This window comes from Methylocystis rosea SV97, assembly GCF_000372845.1.
Lineage (GTDB): Bacteria > Pseudomonadota > Alphaproteobacteria > Rhizobiales > Beijerinckiaceae > Methylocystis > Methylocystis rosea.
Genome location: NZ_KB889963.1, coordinates 242,191 through 264,539, shown reverse-complemented (window position 1 = coordinate 264,539; position 22,349 = coordinate 242,191). Strand labels below are relative to the sequence as shown.

General features: G+C 64.4%; 20 protein-coding genes. 6 read left to right on the top strand and 14 right to left on the bottom strand.

Annotated elements, in window-relative coordinates:
• The first annotated feature begins 95 nt into the window (after nucleotides 1-95).
• Entirely contained in the window at nucleotides 96-443 is a 348-nt protein-coding gene (locus tag A3OO_RS0101450) for a MarR family winged helix-turn-helix transcriptional regulator (protein WP_245257072.1), read from the top strand.
• Here the strand turns inward: A3OO_RS0101450 and A3OO_RS0101445 are convergent.
• The 5 genes from A3OO_RS0101445 to A3OO_RS0101420 form a co-directional block, all read right to left on the bottom strand.
• On the bottom strand, nucleotides 437-1,540 hold the full coding sequence (locus A3OO_RS0101445; protein ID WP_051080335.1) for a lipocalin-like domain-containing protein: 1,104 nt from the start codon (nucleotides 1,538-1,540) through the stop codon (nucleotides 437-439). The two genes, A3OO_RS0101450 and A3OO_RS0101445, sit on opposite strands and share 7 nt — an antisense overlap.
• Nucleotides 1,530-3,998: an ABC transporter permease gene (locus tag A3OO_RS0101440; protein ID WP_018406048.1), complete on the bottom strand. Its 2,469-nt coding sequence runs from the start codon at nucleotides 3,996-3,998 to the stop codon at nucleotides 1,530-1,532. The genes A3OO_RS0101445 and A3OO_RS0101440 overlap by 11 nt, the downstream gene beginning before the upstream one ends.
• The gene (locus A3OO_RS0101435) at nucleotides 3,995-4,654 is read right to left on the bottom strand and encodes an ABC transporter ATP-binding protein (RefSeq protein WP_026222580.1); all 660 of its coding nucleotides are present in this window, start codon (nucleotides 4,652-4,654) and stop codon (nucleotides 3,995-3,997) included. The genes A3OO_RS0101440 and A3OO_RS0101435 overlap by 4 nt, the downstream gene beginning before the upstream one ends.
• Nucleotides 4,655-4,796: 142 nt before the next feature.
• A complete protein-coding gene (locus A3OO_RS0101430; protein WP_018406046.1) occupies nucleotides 4,797-7,154 on the bottom strand; it encodes a TonB-dependent receptor family protein in 2,358 nt (785 codons plus the stop codon).
• A 605-nt stretch (nucleotides 7,155-7,759) separates the two neighbouring features.
• Nucleotides 7,760-8,209 (bottom strand): copper uptake system-associated protein, encoded by a 450-nt coding sequence (locus A3OO_RS0101420; protein ID WP_026222579.1) that lies wholly within the window; start codon nucleotides 8,207-8,209, stop codon nucleotides 7,760-7,762.
• 140 nt (nucleotides 8,210-8,349) lie between these two features.
• On the opposite strand from A3OO_RS0101420, the gene A3OO_RS0101415 reads away from it, so the two are divergent.
• Together A3OO_RS0101415 and A3OO_RS0101410 are read left to right on the top strand one after the other, a co-directional pair.
• Nucleotides 8,350-8,895 carry a TetR family transcriptional regulator gene (locus A3OO_RS0101415; protein WP_018406043.1) on the top strand — a complete coding sequence of 182 codons (546 nt, stop codon included), beginning with the start codon at nucleotides 8,350-8,352 and terminating at the stop codon, nucleotides 8,893-8,895.
• A 31-nt stretch (nucleotides 8,896-8,926) separates the two neighbouring features.
• On the top strand, nucleotides 8,927-11,206 hold the full coding sequence (locus A3OO_RS0101410) for a membrane protein (protein WP_040573534.1): 2,280 nt from the start codon (nucleotides 8,927-8,929) through the stop codon (nucleotides 11,204-11,206).
• Nucleotides 11,207-11,402: 196 nt separating this feature from the next.
• Here A3OO_RS0101410 and hemH read toward each other — a convergent pair whose 3' ends face one another.
• Entirely contained in the window at nucleotides 11,403-12,410 is a 1,008-nt protein-coding gene (gene hemH, locus A3OO_RS0101405) for a ferrochelatase (RefSeq protein ID WP_018406041.1), read from the bottom strand.
• Between the two features lie 170 nt (nucleotides 12,411-12,580).
• Between hemH and A3OO_RS0101400 the strand changes: the two genes are divergently transcribed.
• Entirely contained in the window at nucleotides 12,581-13,936 is a 1,356-nt protein-coding gene (locus A3OO_RS0101400) for an O-linked N-acetylglucosamine transferase, SPINDLY family protein (protein ID WP_040573342.1), read from the top strand.
• On the opposite strand, the gene panB is transcribed toward A3OO_RS0101400, so the two are convergent.
• Together panB and A3OO_RS23915 are read right to left on the bottom strand one after the other, a co-directional pair.
• Nucleotides 13,933-14,754: a 3-methyl-2-oxobutanoate hydroxymethyltransferase gene (gene panB, locus A3OO_RS0101395; RefSeq protein WP_280642568.1), complete on the bottom strand. Its 822-nt coding sequence runs from the start codon at nucleotides 14,752-14,754 to the stop codon at nucleotides 13,933-13,935. The two genes, A3OO_RS0101400 and panB, sit on opposite strands and share 4 nt — an antisense overlap.
• 72 nt (nucleotides 14,755-14,826) lie before the next feature.
• Nucleotides 14,827-14,964, bottom strand: coding sequence for a hypothetical protein (locus A3OO_RS23915; RefSeq protein WP_018406038.1), 138 nt, complete (start codon nucleotides 14,962-14,964; stop codon nucleotides 14,827-14,829).
• 346 nt (nucleotides 14,965-15,310) lie between these two features.
• Here A3OO_RS23915 and rpsF point away from each other — a divergent pair, with 346 nt between their 5' ends.
• A complete protein-coding gene (gene rpsF, locus A3OO_RS0101385; protein WP_026222577.1) occupies nucleotides 15,311-15,757 on the top strand; it encodes a 30S ribosomal protein S6 in 447 nt (148 codons plus the stop codon).
• Nucleotides 15,754-15,990 carry a 30S ribosomal protein S18 gene (gene rpsR / locus A3OO_RS0101380; protein WP_014890780.1) on the top strand — a complete coding sequence of 79 codons (237 nt, stop codon included), beginning with the start codon at nucleotides 15,754-15,756 and terminating at the stop codon, nucleotides 15,988-15,990. The genes rpsF and rpsR overlap by 4 nt, the downstream gene beginning before the upstream one ends.
• 109 nt (nucleotides 15,991-16,099) lie before the next feature.
• Here rpsR and A3OO_RS0101375 read toward each other — a convergent pair whose 3' ends face one another.
• From A3OO_RS0101375 to A3OO_RS0101350, 6 genes are all read right to left on the bottom strand, one after another.
• Nucleotides 16,100-17,914 carry a glucan ABC transporter ATP-binding protein/ permease gene (locus tag A3OO_RS0101375; protein ID WP_018406036.1) on the bottom strand — a complete coding sequence of 605 codons (1,815 nt, stop codon included), beginning with the start codon at nucleotides 17,912-17,914 and terminating at the stop codon, nucleotides 16,100-16,102.
• A gap of 172 nt (nucleotides 17,915-18,086) precedes the next feature.
• Complete coding sequence (locus A3OO_RS0101370) at nucleotides 18,087-18,404, bottom strand: HPr family phosphocarrier protein (RefSeq protein ID WP_018406035.1); 318 nt, start codon at nucleotides 18,402-18,404, stop codon at nucleotides 18,087-18,089.
• Nucleotides 18,401-18,802: a PTS sugar transporter subunit IIA gene (locus A3OO_RS0101365; RefSeq protein ID WP_018406034.1), complete on the bottom strand. Its 402-nt coding sequence runs from the start codon at nucleotides 18,800-18,802 to the stop codon at nucleotides 18,401-18,403. The genes A3OO_RS0101370 and A3OO_RS0101365 overlap by 4 nt, the downstream gene beginning before the upstream one ends.
• 189 nt (nucleotides 18,803-18,991) lie before the next feature.
• The gene (locus A3OO_RS0101360; protein ID WP_018406033.1) at nucleotides 18,992-19,456 is read right to left on the bottom strand and encodes an HPr kinase/phosphorylase; all 465 of its coding nucleotides are present in this window, start codon (nucleotides 19,454-19,456) and stop codon (nucleotides 18,992-18,994) included.
• The gene (locus A3OO_RS0101355; RefSeq protein WP_018406032.1) at nucleotides 19,453-21,375 is read right to left on the bottom strand and encodes a sensor histidine kinase; all 1,923 of its coding nucleotides are present in this window, start codon (nucleotides 21,373-21,375) and stop codon (nucleotides 19,453-19,455) included. The genes A3OO_RS0101360 and A3OO_RS0101355 overlap by 4 nt, the downstream gene beginning before the upstream one ends.
• A gap of 22 nt (nucleotides 21,376-21,397) precedes the next feature.
• Nucleotides 21,398-22,096 carry a response regulator transcription factor gene (locus A3OO_RS0101350; RefSeq protein ID WP_018406031.1) on the bottom strand — a complete coding sequence of 233 codons (699 nt, stop codon included), beginning with the start codon at nucleotides 22,094-22,096 and terminating at the stop codon, nucleotides 21,398-21,400.
• Nucleotides 22,097-22,349 lie beyond the last annotated feature (253 nt).

The window sequence follows — 22,349 nt, the reverse complement described above, 5'->3', positions numbered from 1 at the left end:
ATCTCTGCGAACAGACACAAGGGACTCCGCGCAAGTCGCCAAGTGAAGACGACCTGGTCGCGCTCGCGCAATTTCGCTCCGACTTACGAAGGTTTTTGGCCTTCAGCGAACAAGTCGCCGCCGACCATGGCGTGACCGTGCAATGGTATCAGGCGCTTCTGGTGGTGCGTACCTTTCGGGGCGCAAAACACATCAGCGTCGGCGAACTCGCCGAGCAGCTGATGATCCGCGATCACAGCGCGGCGGAGCTGGTGTCGCGCCTGGCGCAGGCCAAGCTTGTCAAGCGAAAGACCGATCCGACCGACCGTCGTAGATCGCTGGTCGTCATCACGCGGGCGGGCGACCGGCGGCTGTCGGAGCTCGCCGCCGTGCATTTGAAAAAGCTTCGGGATACGCGAGGCGCTCTTTTGAACTTTTTTCGCACGGCCACGGGGGCTCAATAGCCCGTCATTTCGAGATAGCCCTCGCCGCTGTGCGAACCCGTAAAGCGGATCGGACCTTCCCAATAAGCGAAATCGGTTCCCATCCAGCTTCTTGGATTGAGCGGCCGCGTCTCAATGTCAACGTCGCGGTTTTTAATCTTCACGCGCCAGCGGATCGGCACGTCGCGATCGGCGATACGCGTCGTCTCCAAAGGCTCGAGGACGATGTCTTCGCGCGCGAGTATGGATGTTGCGCCATCGGCGTCGATCCAATTCCCAAAGAGAAACGGCGCCGCCTCGACGCTGCGCATGCGATACAGCATCAGTCTGGCGCCGCCCTCAAGATGCAGCGAAAACCAGTCCCAGCCTTTTAGATCAGCGCTGAGCGGCTGACTCGACCATTCGCGATCCATCCAGGCGCGTCCGGAGACCTGGATTTTGCGTCCGCTCATCGACAATGAGCCTTCCGCCCGAAAGAACGGCTGGCTGTAATAATAGGAGGCCTGTCCAGCCTCGGACTTGCGGCTGTAGCCGCCTTCGCCTTGCAATACGACCGGCCCCGTCGCTGTAAGGTCGAGCGCATAGGCGAAACTCTTGTCGCTCGCGGCAACGCGCAGCCGCTCGATTCCGGCGTCCACGGAATCGTCGCGCGTTTCCAAAAGCCAGTCGTCGATGAAAGCGCGAAAGGGCGTCGCCTCGACGCCCGCCTGGCCAATTCCGCCGCGCGCGAATTTTTGCGCGAAGAGATGTTCATTCACGCTTGTCGCCGCCGCATGGCCCATCCAAATATTGCGATCGTCCCAGCCGGCCCGCGCCGCGTTCGGCTGCAGTGCAAAGCGAAAGAGCGTCCATTGCACGCCATAGGCGGCGCCGTCATCGCCTTTTAGATTCGCGGTGACGTACCACCATTCGGTACGAAAATCGGGATGCGCGCCGTGGTCTCTTGGAAAAGCGAGCTGCGTTCCGGCTCGTGGAATCGCGAAGCCGGGCGCCGTCGCGCCAAGCCCGCCGAAGCCTTGCGCCAACGCGCCGCTCGACGACAGCGCGAGAAGAAGCGCCGATCGCCTCGAAATTGCCGAGCTCCGTTCCTGGGAACTGTTCGGGGATCTAGCGTTCATTCGAGAAGACCCTGAGCAGTTCGGTCGGCGAGACGCGTGCGAGCCGAACGACGGGGATGAGCGCCGCAAAGAACGCGGCGCCGAGCGCGATGCAGGAAACCACGAGCCATTGCGCCGGAAACATATGGAATGGCAGCCGCCATCCGAAGGCGGCGACATTGACGATCGCGACAAGGCACCATGTCATGAACAGCCCGAGCGGGATCGCGAAAGCCGCGGCGCCGGCGGCGAAAGCCATGACCCGCGCCATTTCCAGCGCCGCAAGCTTGCGCCGCGTCGCGCCCAGGGCCCAGACTGGCGCGATGCGGGCGCGCCGCATGTCGCTGAGCGTCAGCAGGCTGGCGAAAAGCGCGACGCCGGACACGATCAGCGTGAGCGTGTTCAACGCCGTCGTGACGGCGAATGTGCGCTCGAAGATGTCCGTCGACAGCGTTTTGACTTCCGCTTGATCGATGATGCGCGCGATTTTTCCGCCAAAGCGCTGCCGAATGTTTTCGATGACGCGCTTTGTGGCGGCGGGATCGACACGCAGGCTGTATTGCACGCCGGAGGCGTCGTCGAAATAGCGCTTCAGCTTTTCGTGATCGATGCGCAGCTGGCCTTTCGGATTGCCGTAATCAGGAAAGACGCCGACGATGCGCGCGGACCAATCTCGCCCCGACGTCGAAATGTCGAGCGTCTCGCCGATGGCGAGACTGAGGCGGCGCGCCAACTGCTCGCTGACGAGAACGGCGTCCTGCGCGTGCAGCGCCGTCCACACACCCGTCGGGGCGTCGATCAAGGGAAAATGCGCCGTATAGGTTTCGTGAGGCGTCATGCCGACGACGTCGACGGGCCATCCGCCGATGCGCGTCTTCGCGCGCCAGACAGGAAGGATCGCGGCGATGTCGGGCTGGGTGCGCGCCCACGCCTCGATGTCGCGCGCATCGGCGGGCGTCGCCGCTTCGAAATAGATCTCGGCGACGAGCCGCGCGTCGAGCCAGCGATCGAACGTCTGGCGAAAGCCCTCGACCATGCTGCCGACGCCGATATTGGTCGCGAGCGCAATCAGCAGCGCCATCAGCGCAAGCGAAAGGCCGGAAATTTCCTGGCGTCCGTCGGCGAAGAACCAGCGGGCGAGCGGGCGGCGCGCGAAACGCTCGCCGAGCGCCAGGACTCCGGCGAGCCCGACCGGCAGAATGAGAGCGGCGGCAAGAAGCGCCAAGCCGATGATCGCGAAGCCTGACGCAAGTCCTTGGCCAAAGCCGTATGCGCCGGCCGCCGCGACAAGAGCAAGCGCCGCGAGCGTCGCCTGCCGTCCCAAATAGCGGTGATGCGCGCCGCGCCAGGCCATGGGACGCGCGAACGACAGCGCCGGCAGCCGCAATGCTTTCGTCAGGCCGCTCGCCGCCGCGAGGGCCGCCCCGGCGCCCGCCATCGCGAGGCCGGAGAGCCACCAGCGCGCATCTAGCGCAAGACGATCGGAGATTTGCGCGCCGTAGAGGCTCTCGAGACTTTTTGCGACATCCGGCAGAAGCGCCTGCGCGATGGCGTGACCGCCGAGGACGCCCGCGCCTCCCGCGATGAGCGTCAGGGCGCCGATTTCGAGTGCCATCGCCGCGATGAGATGAGGGGGACCAACTCCGAGCGCGCGTAAAGTGCGCAAGGTCGGCAGTCGCTGTTCGAACGCGAGGCCGTAAGCGGCGTGCACGATGAACAGACCGACGAGGAACGCAAGAAAGCCGAAGGCGGTGAGATTGAGGTGAAAACTGTCGGTCAGGCGGGCGAGATCGCTATCATCATCCGGCGCGACGAGTCGCAAAGCATCGCCGGCGATTGGCTTAAGCCGCGCCTCGTCGAATGTCTCCTCATCGAGGATAACGAGTCGCGAGAGCTTTCCGGGTCGATCGAGCAGGCGTTGCGCGACGCCGATGTCGACGATGATTGCGCCGGGCGGCGCTTCGGCGAGCGCCGCAAGCGGCGGGAGCAGCTGACCACGCTCGGTTTGCGGCTGGGCGCCCTCCGAAAGATCAAGCCGGCGCAAGGTCTGCGGGGCGGCAAAGCCGCGGCCTGGACCGGAAAAGAAATCTTCGATCACATCCGTTCGCGTCCGTCTGTCGGCAATCGGCGAACGGCGCGGCAGCGACAGCGGTTCGACGCCGATGATCCGAATATTCTTTTCGCCAATTCGGATTGCGCCTTCCAGCACCGGCGAGACTTCGACGCCGGCGCGACGCAGTCTCACGAAGAGCTCCTGGTCAAACAGGCCGCCGCGAGCGGCGACGAGCGTTCTCGCGCCGCCGCCCGAAATCGCGTTCGCTGCGGCGTCATAACTGTTGCGCGCTTGAGCGTTCAGCGCCTGCACGCCGCTCCAGAGCGCCGTGGCGATGGCGAGGCCGAGCACGAGCGTCGCGAGGTTCCCCGGCCGTCGGCGCCAGTGGCTGATAAGCGCGGCGAGCGTCCAGAGCGTCTCTCTCATTGCGCCGCCAGAAGACCGGATTCCAGCCGCACGCGCCGTTGCAGCCGCGCCGCAAGGCGTTCGCTGTGCGTCGCCATCAGAAAGGCGCAGCCGGTCGCGGCGACGAGGTCGAGCGCCAGCGCCATGACGGCGTCTCCGGTCGCTTCGTCGAGATTGCCGGTCGGTTCGTCCGCGAGCAGAAGCCTGGGGCGTACGGCGAGGGCGCGGCCGATGGCGACGCGCTGCTGCTGTCCGCCGGACAGCTCTTCAGGATAGCGGGCGGCGAGCGTCGCAAGGCCAAGACGCGCGGTGAGTTCTTCCTGCCACGCCGGATCGTAGCGCCCGGCAAGCCGCGCCTGGAAGCTCAGATTTTCGCCGACGGTCAGGCTCGGAATCAAATTGAATTGCTGAAAGACGACGCTGATCCTTTCGCGCCGGATGGCGGCCCGCGCGTTTTCCGACAGCCGCGTCAGCGCGACGCCATCGAGAACGATGTCGCCGGAATCGGCGTCGTCGAGCGCGCCGACCAGATGCAGCAGCGTGCTCTTGCCGCTGCCAGATTCGCCGGTCAGCGCGAGACTGGCGCCCGCAGCGAGCGTGAAGTCCACGCCGCGCAGCACGGGAATGCGGCCCTGCGGCGTCGGATAGGATTTCTTAAGCCCATCGACGCGCAGCATCGGCGCGCTTGTCCGCTCAGCGGCGAGATTTTCCGGCGTCGCGTCAATCGACAAGCATTGCGCCCTGATCAGACCGGCGAAGGCGGCCGGCGCGCCAGCCCTATATATGGCTCGCCTCGCCGATCGCCCAAACGTCGCCGAGCTAGAACGCGAGGCGCAAGCCTCCGTAGATCACCCGTCCCGTGCCGGGATAGAAGACTCGCGGATCGAGACCGCGGGCGTCGACGATCGTGGTCACGTCGCTGATGTAGTGGCGATTGGTCAGATTGCGCGCCTCGACAAAGAACGAGAGCCCGTAGGGCAGCTTCATGCCCGCCTGGACGCCCAGCAAGACATAGCCCGGCGCCTGCAGCGTATTGGCGTAGTCGACGAAAGCGCCTGCCGGAACCCAATCCATCTGCGGCGCGAGATAGAGGCCGTCGGGCCGCCAATAGGACAGCGTGGTGCGCAAGACGTGGCGCGGAATGCCGGCCAGCGTATTGTCGCCGAAGTCGCGATCGCCGACGAAGCGGAAATCGTTCCAGGTCCAAACCTGCGACAGCTTCAGCGCGTCGCCCGCATCCGGCGCGAAAATATCGCGCAAGAGTTCGGCGCTCGCAGCGAATTCGACGCCCTGGTGCATGGTGCGTTTCGCGTTGAAGGTTGTCGCCGGAATGCCGAGGCCGGGATTGGTGGTGAATTTCAGCAGTTCGTCCTGCAGTTCCGAATGGTAGAAGGTCACGTCCCAGGTGTAGCGGTCCCATCTGCCGCGCGCGCCGAGCTCCCCGGTCCAGGCTTTCTGCGCCGCGAGCGGCGTGAATTTCGTGCCGTCGCGCGGCGGCGGAAACACGCCTTGCGTCAGGTCGATGAAGTCCGGCACGTCGCGGCTTCCGGTCATGTCGGCGAAGAACTGAATGTCCGGCGTCGGTTCGTACATCAGACCGACCTTGGGCACGATGCCGCGGTAGACTTGGTCCGATACGCCGGGAACAGGCTCGAAGGGAATGCCGCCGAGAACCTCATAGCGGCGCGTATCGGCGAAAAGCTTGGCGCCGAACATGAAGATGAGCTGCGGCGTGATGTGCAGGCGATCCTCGAAATAGGCTTCGAGATTGAGCGCCGTCGCGCGATTGTTGCGCAGACGCGGATCCAATCCGGGATTGATGAACAGGCCGCAAAAGCCGAAGCATGAATTCGCCGCGCCAAATTGCGCGAGTCCATTGAATGAGTAAGGCGGAAAGGAGAACTGCGCGTTGGCGAAATTGGCGGGGATCCCGCCATAGGGATTGAGCCGCATGCCATCGTAATTGTCGGCCCAATTATCGCTCGACGATCCGCCCCAGACGCGGCCGCCGAGGATGAGCTCGTTGGGGTGGCCGTCGACGAGGAAATTCGAGGTGAGGCGCGGCGTGAATCCCCAGGTCCCGCCTTCCTGTTCGATGACCACGAAAATCGGATGATAGAGATAATTGTGCGTGTACCAGCTGTTGAGGTCGATGCGGCCGAACTCGCTCAGGATCGTGGTCTTGTTCGAAATACGCCAGTTCTTGACGTTGCGCGCCTGATTGGCGCCAAAGCCGTCCGGTCCGAAACCCGGCGGAAACGGCGGCAGCGACAGTCGCGGATTGTTGCGCGCGTCGAATTCGTTGAGTTGTCCCGGCAGCAATTGCCACGTGTCATAGACGCCGAAATAGAACCGCGTTTCGAGATCGTTCGAGAAGCGATAGCCGAGATTGCCGTTGAGCTGCGTGTAGTCCGTCGTCGAATGTTTTCTGTAATTGTCGGCATGGGTGAACGTGCCGTTGATGAGGAAATCGAAATTGCCGATGATGCGCGACATCTGCGCTTGCCCGCGCACGGTCCCGTAACTGCCGCCCTCGAGCGACGCCATGTTCGGCGCGAGCGCCGTATAGGCGGTGGGCGAGATGAAATTGATCGCGCCGCCGAGAGTCGAGGAGCCATAGGCGAGGGCGTTGCCGCCTTTCATAACCTCGATCGCGCGAAAATATTTGGGATCGATCTGATACATATCGCCGCCGCCGTCGGCGTAATTCATCGGAATGCCGTCCTGCAGCAGCTCCAGTCCACGCAGATGGAAGTCGCGCGTCAGATTCGAGCCGCGGATCGAAAGACGCAGTTCCTGCCCATAGCGGCTTTCGACATAGACGCCCGGCACGTCCTTGAGCGCGTCGCGTAGGTCGTGAACGTAGCGGGTTTGAATTTCAGGCGTATTGGCGTCGACGAAGGCGACCGAGCCGACGCTGCGCTCGAGTTCGCGGCGCTGCTGGGCGACTGACGGCACTGTAAGCGAGCCGCCGCCGCCGGTTTGCGTCCATGTGGCGGGGGCGGCTGGCGCTGTCGCCGTAGACGGCGCGCGACCGCCGCCGCGTCCGATGACGCGCGGCTTGGCGCCGCCAATGTCGATGGTCGGCAGACTCTGTTGCGCAAAGGCGCTCGAATCCGCGAGAGAAAGAACGAGGGCGACGGCGGAGGCGCCGCGCAGCAAGCCGGTCCGAAACATGGAATCTCTCCTGAGCGGCGTCTCGCCGCGCGATCGTTAAGGGAAGACTGACGCGTTCAGGAGAAGCAGGGCGGCGCGCGCGGCGCGGCGCGCGAACGTGCGCGGACGGTTTTTCTGGCCGGCGCCTGAATGGCGCAGAACGCGCGGCTCGCCGCGCGGGGCGGCGCATAGGCGATGGCGCCAGATACTGACGCGAAAAATGGAAAAACCAGCTCTTTCTGGCTGTGACCGCATAGCGAGCAGCATTGCTCGCCGCCACACGGATGCTTCGTCGGCGCAGGTTGGGAAGTGTCCGGACAGTGCACGGTCGTCCCGGGACGCGCGGCATGCGCCGGCGCGGCGGATGAAACCGCCGCGAGCGCGACAAGCAGCGCGATGCAAAGGGCCCCGATGCGCCGCAAAATCATCGAGCGAGGCATTCTCGCAAGAGCCGCCATCTTGTCTCGGATCCTCGTGGCTGCGTCTCGCCGAAGGCGTGAAAGGAGGGGCGTCCAGCGCCCGAACCAGAATGTTGGTAATATACCAAATTACGTGGGGCAACGCTTCGGCTGGTCTGACGGGCGTATTTTCGGTTGCTGTTGCTCCGGCGCAACAGTGCGCGACAGTCAGGGAATGGGCTTGTGATGGGGATCGAGCGGCGAATGGCTCCCATCCGCCTCGACGGCGGCCATGCCGTCAAATCGGGAGAAACGCGCGACGACGTCGGGGGAGAGACGCGTCTCTTCGGCCGCCAGCCGTTTTGAAAGCGCCTCAGCATTTGCTTTCGAAACGCCGAGTTTTTCCAGCGTGGCGCTGTCTTTCAAGGCGTCGCCGGCGCAAAGCGAGATGCTCCATGCATCGCCCTTACGCGTAAGAAACGCCCGGCCGCCGAGTTCGCCCTGGCGCCAGTCAGCGACGGCGGAGTCGCCTTCAACGACGACAGCATCCACGAAAAGGCGCGTTTCAGGCTTGTCGAATGTTTCGAAAAGCAGGCGGCGCGCCGCTTCGGCCCCGTCGTCGGCGCGCGCGGCTAGGCACGCCGCTGCACTGATCAATCCAATAAGAAATAATCTCATCAATCCTCTCCAACGTTAGCGTGGCGCGCGAGGTTGGTATATTACCAATATAATGTGACGCAAGCGTCAGAGGCGTTTCCGCGGCGCGTTTTTTTTGATACGACGCTGGCGCGGCGAAGGTTGAATGAACGCGAATGGCTATGGTGGAAAAAAGCGCGCGTCAGCGCATTCTGGACGCTGCGCTCAAAATCCTCAGGAAGGAAGGCGTCTCGGCGCTGACCCAAACCCGCGTCGCCGCCGCGGCCGGACTGCGGCAGTCGCATTTGACCTATTATTTTCCGCGTAAGTCGGATTTGCTCGCCGCGACGCTCGAAGCGTCGCATGCGCAGGCGCATAAGCCCAAGCGCGGTTCGATCGGAAGCGACGTTGATCCTGTCGAAGCGGTGCGCGCGCTCATGTTCGAGCGCAACAGGATGCGGTTCTTCTTGAGCGTCGTGGCTCAGGCGAGCGACCAATCGGACATTCGGGCAACGCTCGCCGCGCACGCCCGAGGCGTGGCCGAGCAGCTCGCGCCGCTCTTCGGCCGGACGGCCGACGACCCTGATATCATCGCCTTTATTGACATGCTGCGCGGCATGGGGTTGCGCCTCCTGCTGGAATCGGATGACAAGCGCCGTGCGGCTGTTGATATCGACGCGCTCGCTGCGCGCTTCGGCCTCAGGCGGGCGCCTGAAGCGCGGCTTTGAGCCATGGCCTGGAGCCGCTAGAACTGTGGCCATGCAACGAATCGGTAGAAGCGCCGGCCGCCCGGAAGGTCAGCCCTACGCCCTCGCGGCGGCGTTCTTCCTCGTCTGCGCGCTGGCGCTCGCCTTTCCCTGGATTTCCGGGAGCGTCACCATTCCCTGGGACGCGAAAGCGCATTTTTTCCCGCAATTCGCCTTTCTCGCCCATGCGCTACACAGCGGCCAGTCGCCGTTCTGGACGCCGCACGTCTTTGCGGGGATGCCGCAGATCGCCGATCCGCAATCGCTGATCTTCTCTCCGTTTTTCCTGCTGGCGGCGGCGCTCGTTCCAGAGCCGTCCTTCGTCCTGGCCGACGCGATCGTCTTTGCGATGCTGGCCATGGGCGGCCTTGCGCTCATCGCCTATTTTCGCGATCGCGGCTGGAGCGCCGCGGGAGGATTGCTCGCTGCGCTCGCGTTCGCTTTTGGCGGCTCGGCGGCCTGGCGAATTCAGCATGTCGGGCAGATCATGAGTCTCGCCTGGCTGCCGGTCACGCTGTGGCTGCTGGCGCGGGGGCTAGATCGGCGCTCGGCGCTCTACGGCGCCGCTGCGGGCGCCGCCGCCGCACTGCTGGTGCTGGGACGGGACCAGGTCGCGTTCCTAGGCGTGCTGATGCTGTCCGCTTATGCCGCCTATCGCATCGCTACCGATGAATCGCCCAAACTCAGCGCGGTCACGCCGCTCGCGGCGGGCGCGCTCGTCGGGTTGACGATCATCGCCGTGCCGCTCGCGTTCACGCTGGAGCTCGCCGCGCATTCAAACCGACCCGAGATCGATCTCGACGGCGCATTCAAGGGCTCGCTGCCGCCGGGCTCCTTCTGGACGCTGATCTCGGCCAATATGTTCGGCACGGACGGCCCGCTCAAAAACTTCTGGGGCCCCCCGGTCGGCGAGCGCGACCTTTACCTCGCGCGCAACATGTCCAATGTCTACATGGGCGAACTGACGCTCGTATCGTTGCTCGCGGCGCTGGGCAGGCGCTTCCTTGCGAATAAGGAAATCCGCTTCTTCGCCGCCGCCGCGCTGTTTTTCGCCCTCTACGCCCTGGGCCGCTACACGCCGGCCTTCGCCTTCTTCTATCATCTGCCGGGCGTCGACCTCTGGCGCCGGCCGGCCGACGCCACCTTCCTGTTTTGCGCGACTCTCGCGGTTCTCGCCGGCTATGGCTTCAATCTCGTTGAGCGGGGCGAAGTCACGCCGCGTACGGCTTGGCTTATCGGCGCCGTCGCCGCGCTGTTCGCGGCCGCGCTGCTTGTCGCGGGCGTGAAGGGCCATCTCAACCAAGCCTCCTGGCCGCTCGCGACAAGCGCGATTTTTGCCGCGCTCGCTATCGCGCTAATCCTCGCGACTCGCGACAGGCTGCTGCGCGGCCCGTATCTGCTCGCGGCGGTCGCCACGTTGATGAGCGTCGATCTTACGATCGGCAATGGACCAAATGAATCGACGGCCTTGCCGCCTGAACAGTTCGACGCCTTGCGAGTCGACGGCAAGGATCCGGTGATCGCCTATCTGCGCGGCAAGCTCAAGGAGACAGCGGGGCCGGATCGTCGCGACCGCGTCGAACTTGCGGCGATCGATTTTCATTGGCCGAACGCGTCGCTCGTTCATGGCTTCGATCATGATCTTGGTTACAATCCCATCCGGCTGCGGCTCTTCGAAGACGTAACCGGCGCCGGAGACCATCTCGCGCTTCCCGAGCAGCGCCAGTTTTCCAAGCTCTATCCTTCCTATCGCTCAGTCCTGTCGGACATGCTCGGCCTGCGATTTATCGCGACCGGCGTGCCCATCGAAAAGATCGACGGGAATTACAAGCATGGCGACTTCGTCGAACTCACGCGCATCGGCGACGTTCACATTTACGAAAATCCCCGCGCCATGCCGCGCGTCATACTCGCAACCTGCGCCATCCACGTCGATTTCGCGGCGATGATGAAGAGCGGCGAGTGGCCGGAGGCGGACTATCGCGAGACGGTGCTCCTGGAGACGCCGCCGATCTGCCATACGCGCAAAGATGCGCCGCCGGCGACGGCGAAAATCCTTTCCTACGAGAACGATCGCATCGTCGCCGAGGCCAGCGCGCCTCCGGGCGGAGGTTGGCTTGTTTTGCACGACGTCTGGCATCCGTGGTGGTTTGCGAGCCTCGACGGCGTGGAAGCGCCGATTCTGCGCGCGAATGTCATGTTCCGGGCTGTCGCCATTCCGGAAGGGCGCCATGAGGTGCGGTTCCACTTTCAGCCGCTGCGTGGGTTGTTGACCGAATTGTCACGAAGATAGCGAGCGAATGTCGGCAATTAGCGCGTGACACGAATTCTCTTTGCCCGGCTCCGATGTCATTCCCGACGCGCGCAACGCGCGCAATCGGGAATCCAGAGCAAAACCAACATTGTTGGATCGGCTCTGGATTCCCGGTCAGGCCTTCGACCCGCCGGGAATGACAGGGTCCGAGCGAATGGATCAGCCTGAATCCCTGTTATATCCATCCCGCGACCTCGCGCTTCGCCAGGGTCTCGATCAGCGCCATGCTTTCGTCGCTGTCGTTGAGACATGGCAGGCGGGCGAATTTCTCGCCGCCTTTCTCGAGAAAGAGATCGCGAATTTCGACGCCAAGCTCTTCGATCGTCTCAAGGCAATCGGCGGAAAATCCCGGCGCGACGACGGCGATGCGCTTGACGCCGGCGCCGGCAAGCTCGGTCACCACATCCGACGTATAGGGCTCGATCCACCGCGCGCGTCCAAAGCGCGACTGAAAGGCGAGACGCAGGCTTTGGGCGTTCATGCCGAGCCGTCCGCAGAGCAGTCGCCACGTCGCTTCGCAGTGCGCGCGATAAGGATCGCCGCGATCAATCTGCGCCTGCGGAAGCCCATGGAACGAGGCGATGATGACCTCTGGTTCGAAATCGAGCGCGGCGCGCGCGCGCGTAATATTCGTCGCGAGCGCGTCGATATAGGCGGGGTCGTCGTAATAGGGCGCGCCGATGCGGAGCGCCGGCTGCTTGCGCATCTCCCGCAGCGCGTCGAAAGCGGCGTCGGCGGCGGAGCCCGTGGTCGATGAAGCATATTGCGGGTAGAGCGGCAGCACCGCGATCCGCTCGCAGCCTTTTACGATCAGCGATTCGATCTGCGTCGCGATCGACGGCGCGCCGTAGCGTAGCGCGTAGTCGATGATGAGGTTCGAAGCGCCAATCCGCGCCTGCAGCTTCTCGGCTTGCAGGCGGGTAAAGGTCTTCAGCGGACCTTCGCCGGTGTCGCTGTTCCAGATCGACTCATAGAGCTTCGCCGAGCGGGCCGGGCGGGTGTTGAGCACGACGCCGTAGAGGATCGGCAGCCATAGCGCGCGCGGGAGGTCGACGACTCTGCGGTCGGACAGAAATTCCGCCAGGTAGCGCCGCACCGCCGCGACATCGGGCGCATCAGGCGTGCCGAGATTGACGAGAAGGAGTCCGACGGGCGCTTCTCTCGAGATCGTGGCTGACGTCATGATGACCCTTGTTGCGGACCGCCCGCCCGGATCGCGGCGCGGCAAAGAACATCTTCTAGCGGCGGCGGCGGTCCTGGCAACTCGCCAATGACGATTGTCGCGCGGCATGGAAATCGCTTCTCGCACGAAGGCCGGCTGATGTGCGGATTGGCCCCTCGCGAAAGGGCGCCATGAAATCCATATCTCGCAGCCGCGCCATGTGCGAATGGGACGATTTCGACACCGCCGCGCCGCAAATTCGGGCGGCGCTGGCCTTGTCCGATGGGCCGGCGACGCCCCCCTTCCTCCTGCTTTCTGAGCCCGGCATCACCGCCGGCGAACAGCGCGCCTGTTCCGAGAGCTGGACAGCCGCGCGGCTATTGGCGGCCGGGCCGCTGCGCGCCAGCCTCGCGATGCGATTCGACCTCTCCACCCGCAGCAGGATCCGCGTCGGTTATCTGTCAAACGACTTCCACGAGCATGCGACCGCGCATCTTCTTGTCGAGACGCTCGAGGCGCATGATCGCGCCCGCTTCGAGATTCGCGCTTACAGCTATTGCGGCGTCGAGGGGGCGATGCGGACGCGGCTGCGGGCCGCCTTCGACGCTTTCGCCGACATTTCGCAGCTGACCGACGCCGAGGCCGCGCGCCTCATCAATGCGGACGGCGTCGATATTCTGATTGACCTCAAGGGCTTCACCCATGGCGCGCGCACCAGCGTGATGATGCTGCGGCCCGCGCCCGTTCAGGTCAATTATCTCGGCTATCCCGGCACGCTCGGAACGGGCGTGTGCGATTACATCGTGACCGATCGCTATGTCACGCCGCCGTCGTCGGCGTCGGCCTATTCGGAGGCCTTCGCCTATCTGCCCCACGCCTATCAGCCGCACGGGCGCGGGACGCCGCTGCGCGCGCCGCCCTCGCGGGCCGCCGCCGGTCTGCCGGCGGAAGGCTTCGTCTATTGCTGCTTCAATCAGGCCTATAAGCTCACGCCTTTCATCTTCGATCTTTGGGCGCGACTGCTCGAGGCGACGCCGGGCGCGGTGCTGTGGCTCTCGGCGGCGATGCTGGCGGAAGGCAATCTGCGCAATGAAATGCGCAGACGCGGAATTGACGCCGCGCGGATGATCTTCGCGCCGCATTTGCCGCAGGCCGAACATCTGGCGCGCCTGCAACTCGCCGATCTTGCGCTCGACACGGCGCCCTTCGGATCACATACAACCGCGAGCGACGCGCTTTGGGCGGGCGTGCCGATCGTGACCTGCGCCGGCGACACCTTTCCCTCGCGCGTGGCCGGGAGCCTCTTGCATGCGATCGGATTGCCGGAGTTGATCGCGGCGGATTTTGACGAGTATTTGGAGATCGCGCTGGTCTTGGCGGGCGATCCCGTCCGTTGCGCCGAACTGCGGGCGAAGCTCGCCGCCAATCGCCTGACGACGGCGCTTTTCGACGTCTACGCCTACACGCGCGCGCTGGAATCGCTGTTCGAAGACATGTGGCGCCGGCGTCTCGCCGGCGCGCCGCCCGTGGTCATCGGAGCGCTCTAAGACTCGCCGCGCGTCGCGCGCTCGAAGGCGGAGCGTTCGTCGTCGGCCATGTGAAAGGCGTGCTCCTGCGCCGGAAAGAGCCCGGCGCGAACGTCGCGCGCATAGGCCTCGACGGCCTCGCGCAGCGCCGCGCCAACGGCGCCGTAGCGGCGGTTGTGCTTGAATTCACGCGCGGTGATCCCTGCAAGATCGTTGACGACGAGCACCTGTCCGTCCGTCGCCGCGCCGGCGCCGATGCCGATGGTCGGCGCGCCGATCGCTTGCGTGATCCGCGCCGCGAGTTCCTGCGGCACGAGCTCCAGCACCACGAACTTCTGTCCGGCGACGTCGAGCGCCAACGCGTCGTCATAGAGTTTCGCGGCGGCCTCCGCCGTCTTGCCCTGGCGCCGCTTCACGTCGTGATGCTGCGATTCGAGGCCCAGATGTGAGCACACGTCGAAGCCCGCCGCCGTCAGGGCGCGCATGATTTCCGGTTGCGCGCCTTCAAATTTCACGCAATCGGCGCCAGATTCGCGCAGCAGGCGCGAACTCTCGATCGCCTGCTGGGGCGTGTCGTAGGTCGCATAGGGCAAATCGCCGATGATGTAGACCTCGGGCGCGCCGCGCCGCACCGCCGCGATGTGATGCGCCATATCGGCGAGCGTCACCTCGCGCTCATGCGCATAGCCCAGAACATTCACCCCGACGCTGTCGCCGACGAGGATAATGTCGACGCCGGCCTCCGCCTCGATGCGCGCGGTCGGCGCGTCATAGGCGGTGACGACCACGATTTTCTCGCCTCGGCGCTTCATGTCAAGGAAGGTGCTGGCGTTGGGCAAACGGCGACTCCGGCGCGCCTAATCGTCAGGACGACACTCTATATCAAACGGCTTGCGCTGGCGGGGAATGCGTCAGTGCGCCACGCCGTCCCTGCAGGCGTGCGGCTGGCCGGGAACGCGGATTTCCTGGAAGCCGCCGCATTTGTCGCAGGCGGACAGCAGCGCGGAGAGGGCCGCCATCAGCGCGAACACTCGGATTTTCCGCGTCATCTCGTCTCTCCTGGCGGCGGCTTGACGGCGCGACCATACTGGCCGAGCCGCCCTGCGGCAAGCCGCGAGGCCTTGCGCTCTTGCATCCTGCTTAAAGCCGCGTATAAACCGCCGATCGCGACGTTCCCGGCCGGGGGCTGAACGGAAGCGCTCAAGCGCATATTCCCGAAACGCAAAAAGCGATTTCGGACGAGAATATGGGCAGAGAGCGAGGGTTTTAATGCCCGTCTTCCCGTGCCTCCGCCTTCGAACTTTCCTTCTCGAGCCTTTCCGGGGGCAGGTCCCCAAGAAGCGCTCGAAGGGCTTGGCGCCGGAGCGGCTCGCGGCAACGGAAAGGCGAAAATCCATGCCTCTTTACGAGCATGTCTATCTCGCGCGTCAGGATGTTTCTCCCCAGCAGGTGGAGGCCCTGACCGCGCAGTTCAAAAACGTCATCGCGTCGCTCGGCGGCACGGTCGGCAAGACCGAATATTGGGGCGTCAAGTCGCTCGCCTATCGGATCAACAAGAACCGCAAGGCGCATTTCACCCTGATGAACATCGATGCGCCGCCGGCGGCGCTCGCCGAGATGCAGCGCCAGCAGAGCATCAACGAAGATATTCTGCGCGTGCTGACGCTGCGCGTCGACGAGCTGGAGGAGGGTCCCTCCGCGCAGCTTCGCAAGCGTGAAGACGACGACCGCGGCGAGCGCCGCGGCCCGCGCGGCGACAGAGGCGATCGCGGGGATCGAGGCGATCGTCCCGAGCGTCGCCCGCGTCGTGAAGAAGGCAAGGTTGAAGGAGAGGTCGAATGAGCACCGCCCCGCGCCGCCCCTTCTTCCGCCGCCGCAAGTCCTGCCCGTTCACCGGCGCCAACGCGCCGAAGATCGACTATAAGGACACGCGTCTCTTGTCCCGCTACATCAGCGAGCGCGGCAAGATCGTGCCCTCGCGCATCACCGCCGTTTCGGCCAAGAAGCAGCGCGAACTCGCGCAGGCGATCAAACGCGCCCGCTTCCTCGGCTTACTGCCTTACGTGATCCGCTAAGAAGATCGCGTTTTGAAGCCTGCGGCCGCGCCCTGAAAGGGGCGCGGCTTTTTTTCGACTGATTCGGGCATCCGTCGCTGGCTTGCTTCTCCCGGTAGCGCTTGCCCCCTCACCCCGCCGGCTGCTGCGCGCCGGCTTCGTAAACCCCGTCGAGCGGCGTCGTCGAAACGGTGGGCTCGGTCATGAACTGCGCCGCCGCGAGCATCGCGAAGCGACCGCCTTTCGCGACCAATTCGTCGAAGCCGCCGCTCTCGACGATCTCGCCCTGATCGAAGACGAGAATGCGGTCGGCGTTGCGCACCGTCGCCAGCCGATGGGCGATGACGAAGGTCGTGCGGCCCTTCATCGCCGCCTCCAACGCCTTTTGGATCATCCGCTCGGTCGTCGCGTCGAGCGCCGAGGTCGCCTCGTCGAAGACCATGATCGGCGGATTTTTCAACAGCGCCCTTGCGATCGAGAGCCGCTGGCGCTCGCCGCCCGAGAGCGAGCGGCCGCGTTCGCCGACGCGCGTCGCCCGCCCATCGCTCTGATGCGCGACAAACTCCGTCGCCTGCGCCAGTTCGAGCGCATGGGCGATCTCCTCGTCTGACGCGTCCGGATTGCCGATTCGCAGATTTTCCTCGATCGATCGCGCAAACAGCATCGGCTCTTGAAAGACGACGCCGATATTGCGGCGAAGCGAGCTGAGAGTGAATTCGCGGATGTCGACGCCGTCGATTTTCACGGAACCGCTGTCTGGATCGAAAGCCCGATGCAAGAGCCCGAGCGTCGTTGATTTTCCAGAGCCCGTCGAGCCGACGAGCGCGATCGTCTCGCCCGGTTTCGCCGTAAATGACACGTCCCGCACCGCGGGCCGGCGTCCGTCGTAGGCAAAGGTGACGTTGTCGAATTCGACCGCGCCCACGAGCCGCTCCGCGTCGCGGGCATGCCGACGATCGGCGACGCTCGGCGGCGTGTCGATCACGCCGAAGAATTCCGCGATCTTCGCGGACTGCTGGAACAGGACATTGACGAAGCCGACCGCCTGTTCGAGGCGGGCGATCAGCATCGTTGCAAAGCTCATGAAGGCGACGATCTCGCCGATCGTGGCGAGGCCGCGCAAATGCAGCCAGATTCCCAGAAGGAAAATCGCCAGAATCGTCAGCGTCGCCGAGGCGCGGCTGGCGACGGCGACGAAGGCCCACCAGGAGAGTACGGGCATTTGCGCCGCGATGACGTCATCGATGATGCGGTTCAGCGCATGCGACTCGCTTTCGATGCGCGTAAAGCTCTGCACCACCGGAATGTTGCCAAGCGCATCCGATGCATGTTCGGCGAGCGTTGAATTGTAGCGCTCGACCTGACCCTGCAGATCTTCCGTGCGTCGCAGGACGAAGCTCGTCACGAAATAGAAGATCACGACAAGCGCCATGAGCAGCGAGCCGAGCCGCCAATTGACGAACAGCGTCGCCGGCAAGAGCACGAAAAGCGCAACGAAGGACGCGCAGTTCTCGCGAAAGAACGACAGCCACAGCCCAGACATGGCGTTGGCCCCGTCGAGCATGATCTTTAAGAGCCGTCCGGAGTGGACGTTGGTGTGAAAACTCAACGGCAGGCTGAGAACGTGGTCGAAGTAATCCGACATGATCGCAAGCCGCCGGCGATGCGCGAGACGATCGGCGTTGAGCCCGACGAGGATGGCGCCGCCGATCGAAAACAGGCCGAAGGCGGCCCAGGCGGACACGAGCGGCAGCAGATCGCTCCATGTCAAAGTCGCGCCGGGCGCCTGCGCGCGCGTCATGCGATCGATGATGCGCCCAAAGAGCATCGGCTCGGCGAAGGCGGAGACGGCGAGCGCCAGATTGGCCGCGACCAGTATGAGCGCAAGCCGCGCCTGAGGCCGCAACAGCCCCAGCACGCGCACATAAACTTTAAAGACGGACATTGACGACGCCTGCCAGCAGGGGAAGGTTCAACAAACGTGCGACGGATCGCAACTCTCGCGTTTGCTTCGAGTAACATGGCGACTGTGGCGGACGCGCGCTACAGGGCTGGCTGCTTGCGCGCAAGGTTTGCAAGTGAGATCTTGCGACCGCTTCCGGCGGCGTCTGGCCGAGTTATTCGTCCTCGCCGAAGCGATTGGCGACGAGCGTCTCCAGCGCGTCGAGCGCCGCCTTCGCCTGTGGTCCGGTCGCCGTGACGGCGATGGTCGTGCCCTGGCTGGCGCCCAGCGTCAGAATGCCCATAATCGAGCTGCCGCCAACGGTTTCGTCGCCTCTCGAAACAGTGATGACGGCGTCGAATTTTTCGCAGCACTGCACGAATTTTGCGGTTGCGCGGGCGTGCAGCCCCTTCTTGTTGACGATCGCGAGCTCCCGCGACATGGCGTCTTCGGCCGCAGCCTGATGCAATTTATCGGTCACGAGATCATTCATTTAGCGTTGAGCACTTTGCTGGCGATGTAAACATATTTGCGGCCGGCGTCCTGCGCCTGCAGCACCGCCTGCTCCAAAGGTTGCGTATCGCGGACCGAAGCGAGTTTGATCAGCATTGGCAGATTGACTCCCGCGAGAACCTCCACCTTTCCGCCATCCATTACCGATATAGCAAGATTGGAGGGCGTGCCGCCGAACATATCGGTGAGCAGCACCACGCCTTCGCCGCTGTCGGCCTCGCGGATCGCCTCAATGATATCTCCGCGCCGGCGCTCCATATCGTCCTCGGGCCCAATCGAGATCGCCGCAATCTGCTTTTGAGGTCCGACGACGTGTTCGAGCGCCGCGCGAAACTCAGTGGCAAGGTGGCCATGGGTCACCAAGACCATTCCGATCATACGACCCTACCACTCATGAAGACGTCTCTTGCGCGCCGATGTCTCGTAAAATGCGTCGGCCCGCAAGGGCGAACGGAGCCAAATTGCATCCCAGGAGGAGCCGTTGCGCCCGCCGTGATCGCCCCGCTCAACAGGGGCGACATTTTGTGCAACGCGGCGAAATAGGCAAGCGAAAACAGCAGGGCCCCGTCAATTTGTCGCAACGTTCTGAATGTAAGCTGCAATCCGCGCCACCGCTCCGACGTTTGCGGCGTTTTCGAACATACGCGGCAGCGTCACGCCGCTCAACCGAGTCGTTGCTTCCTCTTCATCGGGATATCGTTTCGGCGACTCGCCGGATGCGAGGAGGTCGATGACGGCCCGTAAAACGCAGGCCGGCTCGTAGGCGACGCGTAAAAGCCCGAGACCGCGCGCTTCGACGATCCCCCGGATCGACGGGTGCGGTCTTGCGATCAGGCGGCCGTGGCGCGCTTCGAGCGCGACTCGATCGTCGCCGACGAGCGCCGCGAATGCGCCGCGCGCCCGCCAGTCGGCGACAAGCTGTAAGCTGAGAGCGCTCTTGCCGGCGCCGGACGGTCCGCGCAGCAGCAGGCCGAACGCGCCGAGAACCAGCGCATTGGCGTGAACATACTCTGACGCTTGCGGCGGCGTCATCGCGCCGAAGGCAACCAGACGACAAAGCGCGCGCCAAGCACGGCGTCGCCGGGCAGGGGCTCGTCAGTGCCCTGCGGATGCGCGCGGGTGCGGTTGAGGGCCCGGATGCGCCCGCCATGCGCCTCGATGATTTGGCGGGAGATCGAGAGCCCGAGCCCGGAGTTCTGGCCAAACCCCTGTTCCGGCCGGTCGGTGTAGAAGCGCTCGAAAATGCGTTCGAACGCGCCGTCGGGAATTCCGGGGCCGTCGTCATCGACGATGATCTCGAAGCCTTCGATCTGCTGGCCTCCCGGCCCCTTGGCCCGCTCCGGCCACAGCAGCACCCGCACGACGCCGCCCGGCCTTGAAAACGACCGGCCGTTGTCGATCAGATTGTTGAACACCTGCCCGAGGCGCGAGTCATTGCCCAGAACGCGCCAGCGGCTGCGCGGCGCGTCGTATGGAGAGGAGCGCACGGTCAGCTGAATGTTGACGCCGTCGCCGCGCTCCACCGCGCGCGCCAATTCGACGACGGTCGACAGCGCCGCCGAGAGATCGACGACGTCCATGTCGGCGCGCGCGAGTTCGGCGTCGAGACGAGACGCGTCGGAAATATCGCTGATCAAACGGTCGAGCCGGCCGACGTCATGCTTGATGATGGCGAGCAGCCTGTCGCGCGACTCCTGGGTCTTGGCGATCGGCAGCGTCTCGACGGCGCTGCGCAGAGACGTCAATGGATTCTTGAGTTCATGCGCGACATCCGCGGCGAAATGCTCGATCGCGTCGATGCGGTTGTAGAGCGCCTTCGTCATGTCGCGCAGCGCGCCCGAAAGATGGCCGATTTCGTCCGGCCGGTCCGAGAAGTCCGGGATCTCCTGGCGGGATTTGACGCCGCGCCGCACGCGCTCGGCCGCTTCGGCGAGGCGGCGCATCGGTTCGGTGATCGTGTTGGTGAAGAACAGCGAAATCAGCAGCATCACGCCGGCCGAGACCAGAAAGATGCGGATGATGCCCCAGCGTTCCGTGACGATGACGGCGTCGATGTCGCCGCCCATGGTCGAGAGGAGCAGCGCGCCGCGCACCGACCGGTAACGCTGAACCGGGACGGCGACGGAAATGATGGTTTCGCCCCTGGCGTTGGCGCGCACCACCGAATGAATATGGCCGCCGAGCGCGCTGCCGACCTCAGGATAGGCTTTGCCGTTACCCATGCCGATGTCTTCGTAAAGCGGCAGCTCCGGTCGATGTGACAGGCGCTGGACAAACTCCAGCGACCGTTCGAGGAACGACGATGCGTCGAGGGTGGTGGGCTGGCCTCCAGCGGGCGGCAGCTCGAAGCGCAGAATGTTCGAACGACCGGAGACGGAGCGCGAGTCGAGCAGCAGAAAGCCGTCGCGGTCGTAGATGCGCGCCCGCAGCCGAGTCGGGGACACCAGTCGCCGCAGCAGCGGCCCGACGCGTTCGGGGTTGAGCGAAAACTCCAGCGGGGAGCCGCCGTCGGCGTCGCTCGCGCTTTCTCCCGGCGCAAGCTTCAACAGCTTCTCGGGATCGATGGAAATGGCGTCGGTGTCGACAGTCGCCGAGGCCGCCACCGCCGCGGCGATGATCTCGCCCTGCGTTTGCAGGCTTTGCACGCGGGCGTCGATCAGACCTTCGCGAAACTGGTTGAGGTAGAGGAACCCAGCCAGCAGCGCGACCAGCCCGCCAAGATTGAGAACGACGATGCGGCGGGTGAGCGAGGACGAAAGATGCGACTGGACGGTTCGCTGCACAGTGCGCTGCGCCCGCGCCAAACGGACGGAGATCGTCCGCCATAGGCGGGCCCGCGCCGCCGCGGCGTCGCGCGCTGGAGCGGTCGCCGGGACCGCCGGACGCGGCGCTTCCGCGGCCGGGTCACCGACGGCGGTCACGTCGCCGTCACCTTCGATGCTTGCGTCCATCTCGCGTCCCCTCCGCGAGAACTCAGGCTTCCTTGAATCGATAGCCCACGCCATAGAGCGTCTCGATCATTTCGAAATCGTTGTCCACGACCTTGAATTTCTTACGTAAACGCTTGATGTGGCTGTCGATCGTTCGATCGTCGACATAGACCTGGTCGTCATAGGCCGCGTCCATGAGCGCGTTGCGGCTCTTCACGACGCCGGGACGCTGCGCCAGCGACTGCAAAATCAGGAATTCCGTGACCGTCAGCACCACCGGATCGCCTCGCCAGGTACAGGTGTGGCGCTCAGGGTCCATCAGCAGCGCGCCGCGCTCCAGGACCTTGGCCTCCGATTCCTTCTGAGCCGCCGCCTCCTTAGGATTGGAGCGCCGCAGAATCGCCTTGACCCGCTCGACGAGCAGCCGTTGCGAGAAAGGCTTATGAATGAAGTCGTCCGCCCCCATCTTCAGGCCGAACAGCTCGTCGATTTCCTCGTCTTTGGAGGTGAGAAAAATCACCGGGAGGTCCGACTTCTGCCGCAGTCGACGCAGAAGCTCCATGCCGTCCATCCGCGGCATCTTAATGTCGAAGATCGCCAGATCGGGCGGGTTGGCGCGCAGCCCGTCGAGCGCTTGTGCGCCGTCGGTATAGGTCTGGACGCGATACCCCTCGCCCTCCAGAGCGATGGAGACAGAGGTGAGAATGTTTCGATCGTCGTCGACGAGAGCGATGGTCGGCATCTTCACCCTTTGCTATTTGCGGCCGCAATTTAACGTCCGGGCCGGCGCGACGTGACTGCGCTTTCCGCGCGAAACGGCCGCCCCCGACTCCTCGAAGGGCGCGACGTCGATGCTCAACAGCCGATACTCTTATCGGCTCGACCGCGGGACTTTCGAAAGGCGCGCCGTCGACCCGACAAAGTCGGAGGCCAAGGCGGCTGAAATGTGGCCGAGGTCCGTTCCCAGAGGGCGGCGCCGCCTCGATGCCGCTGGA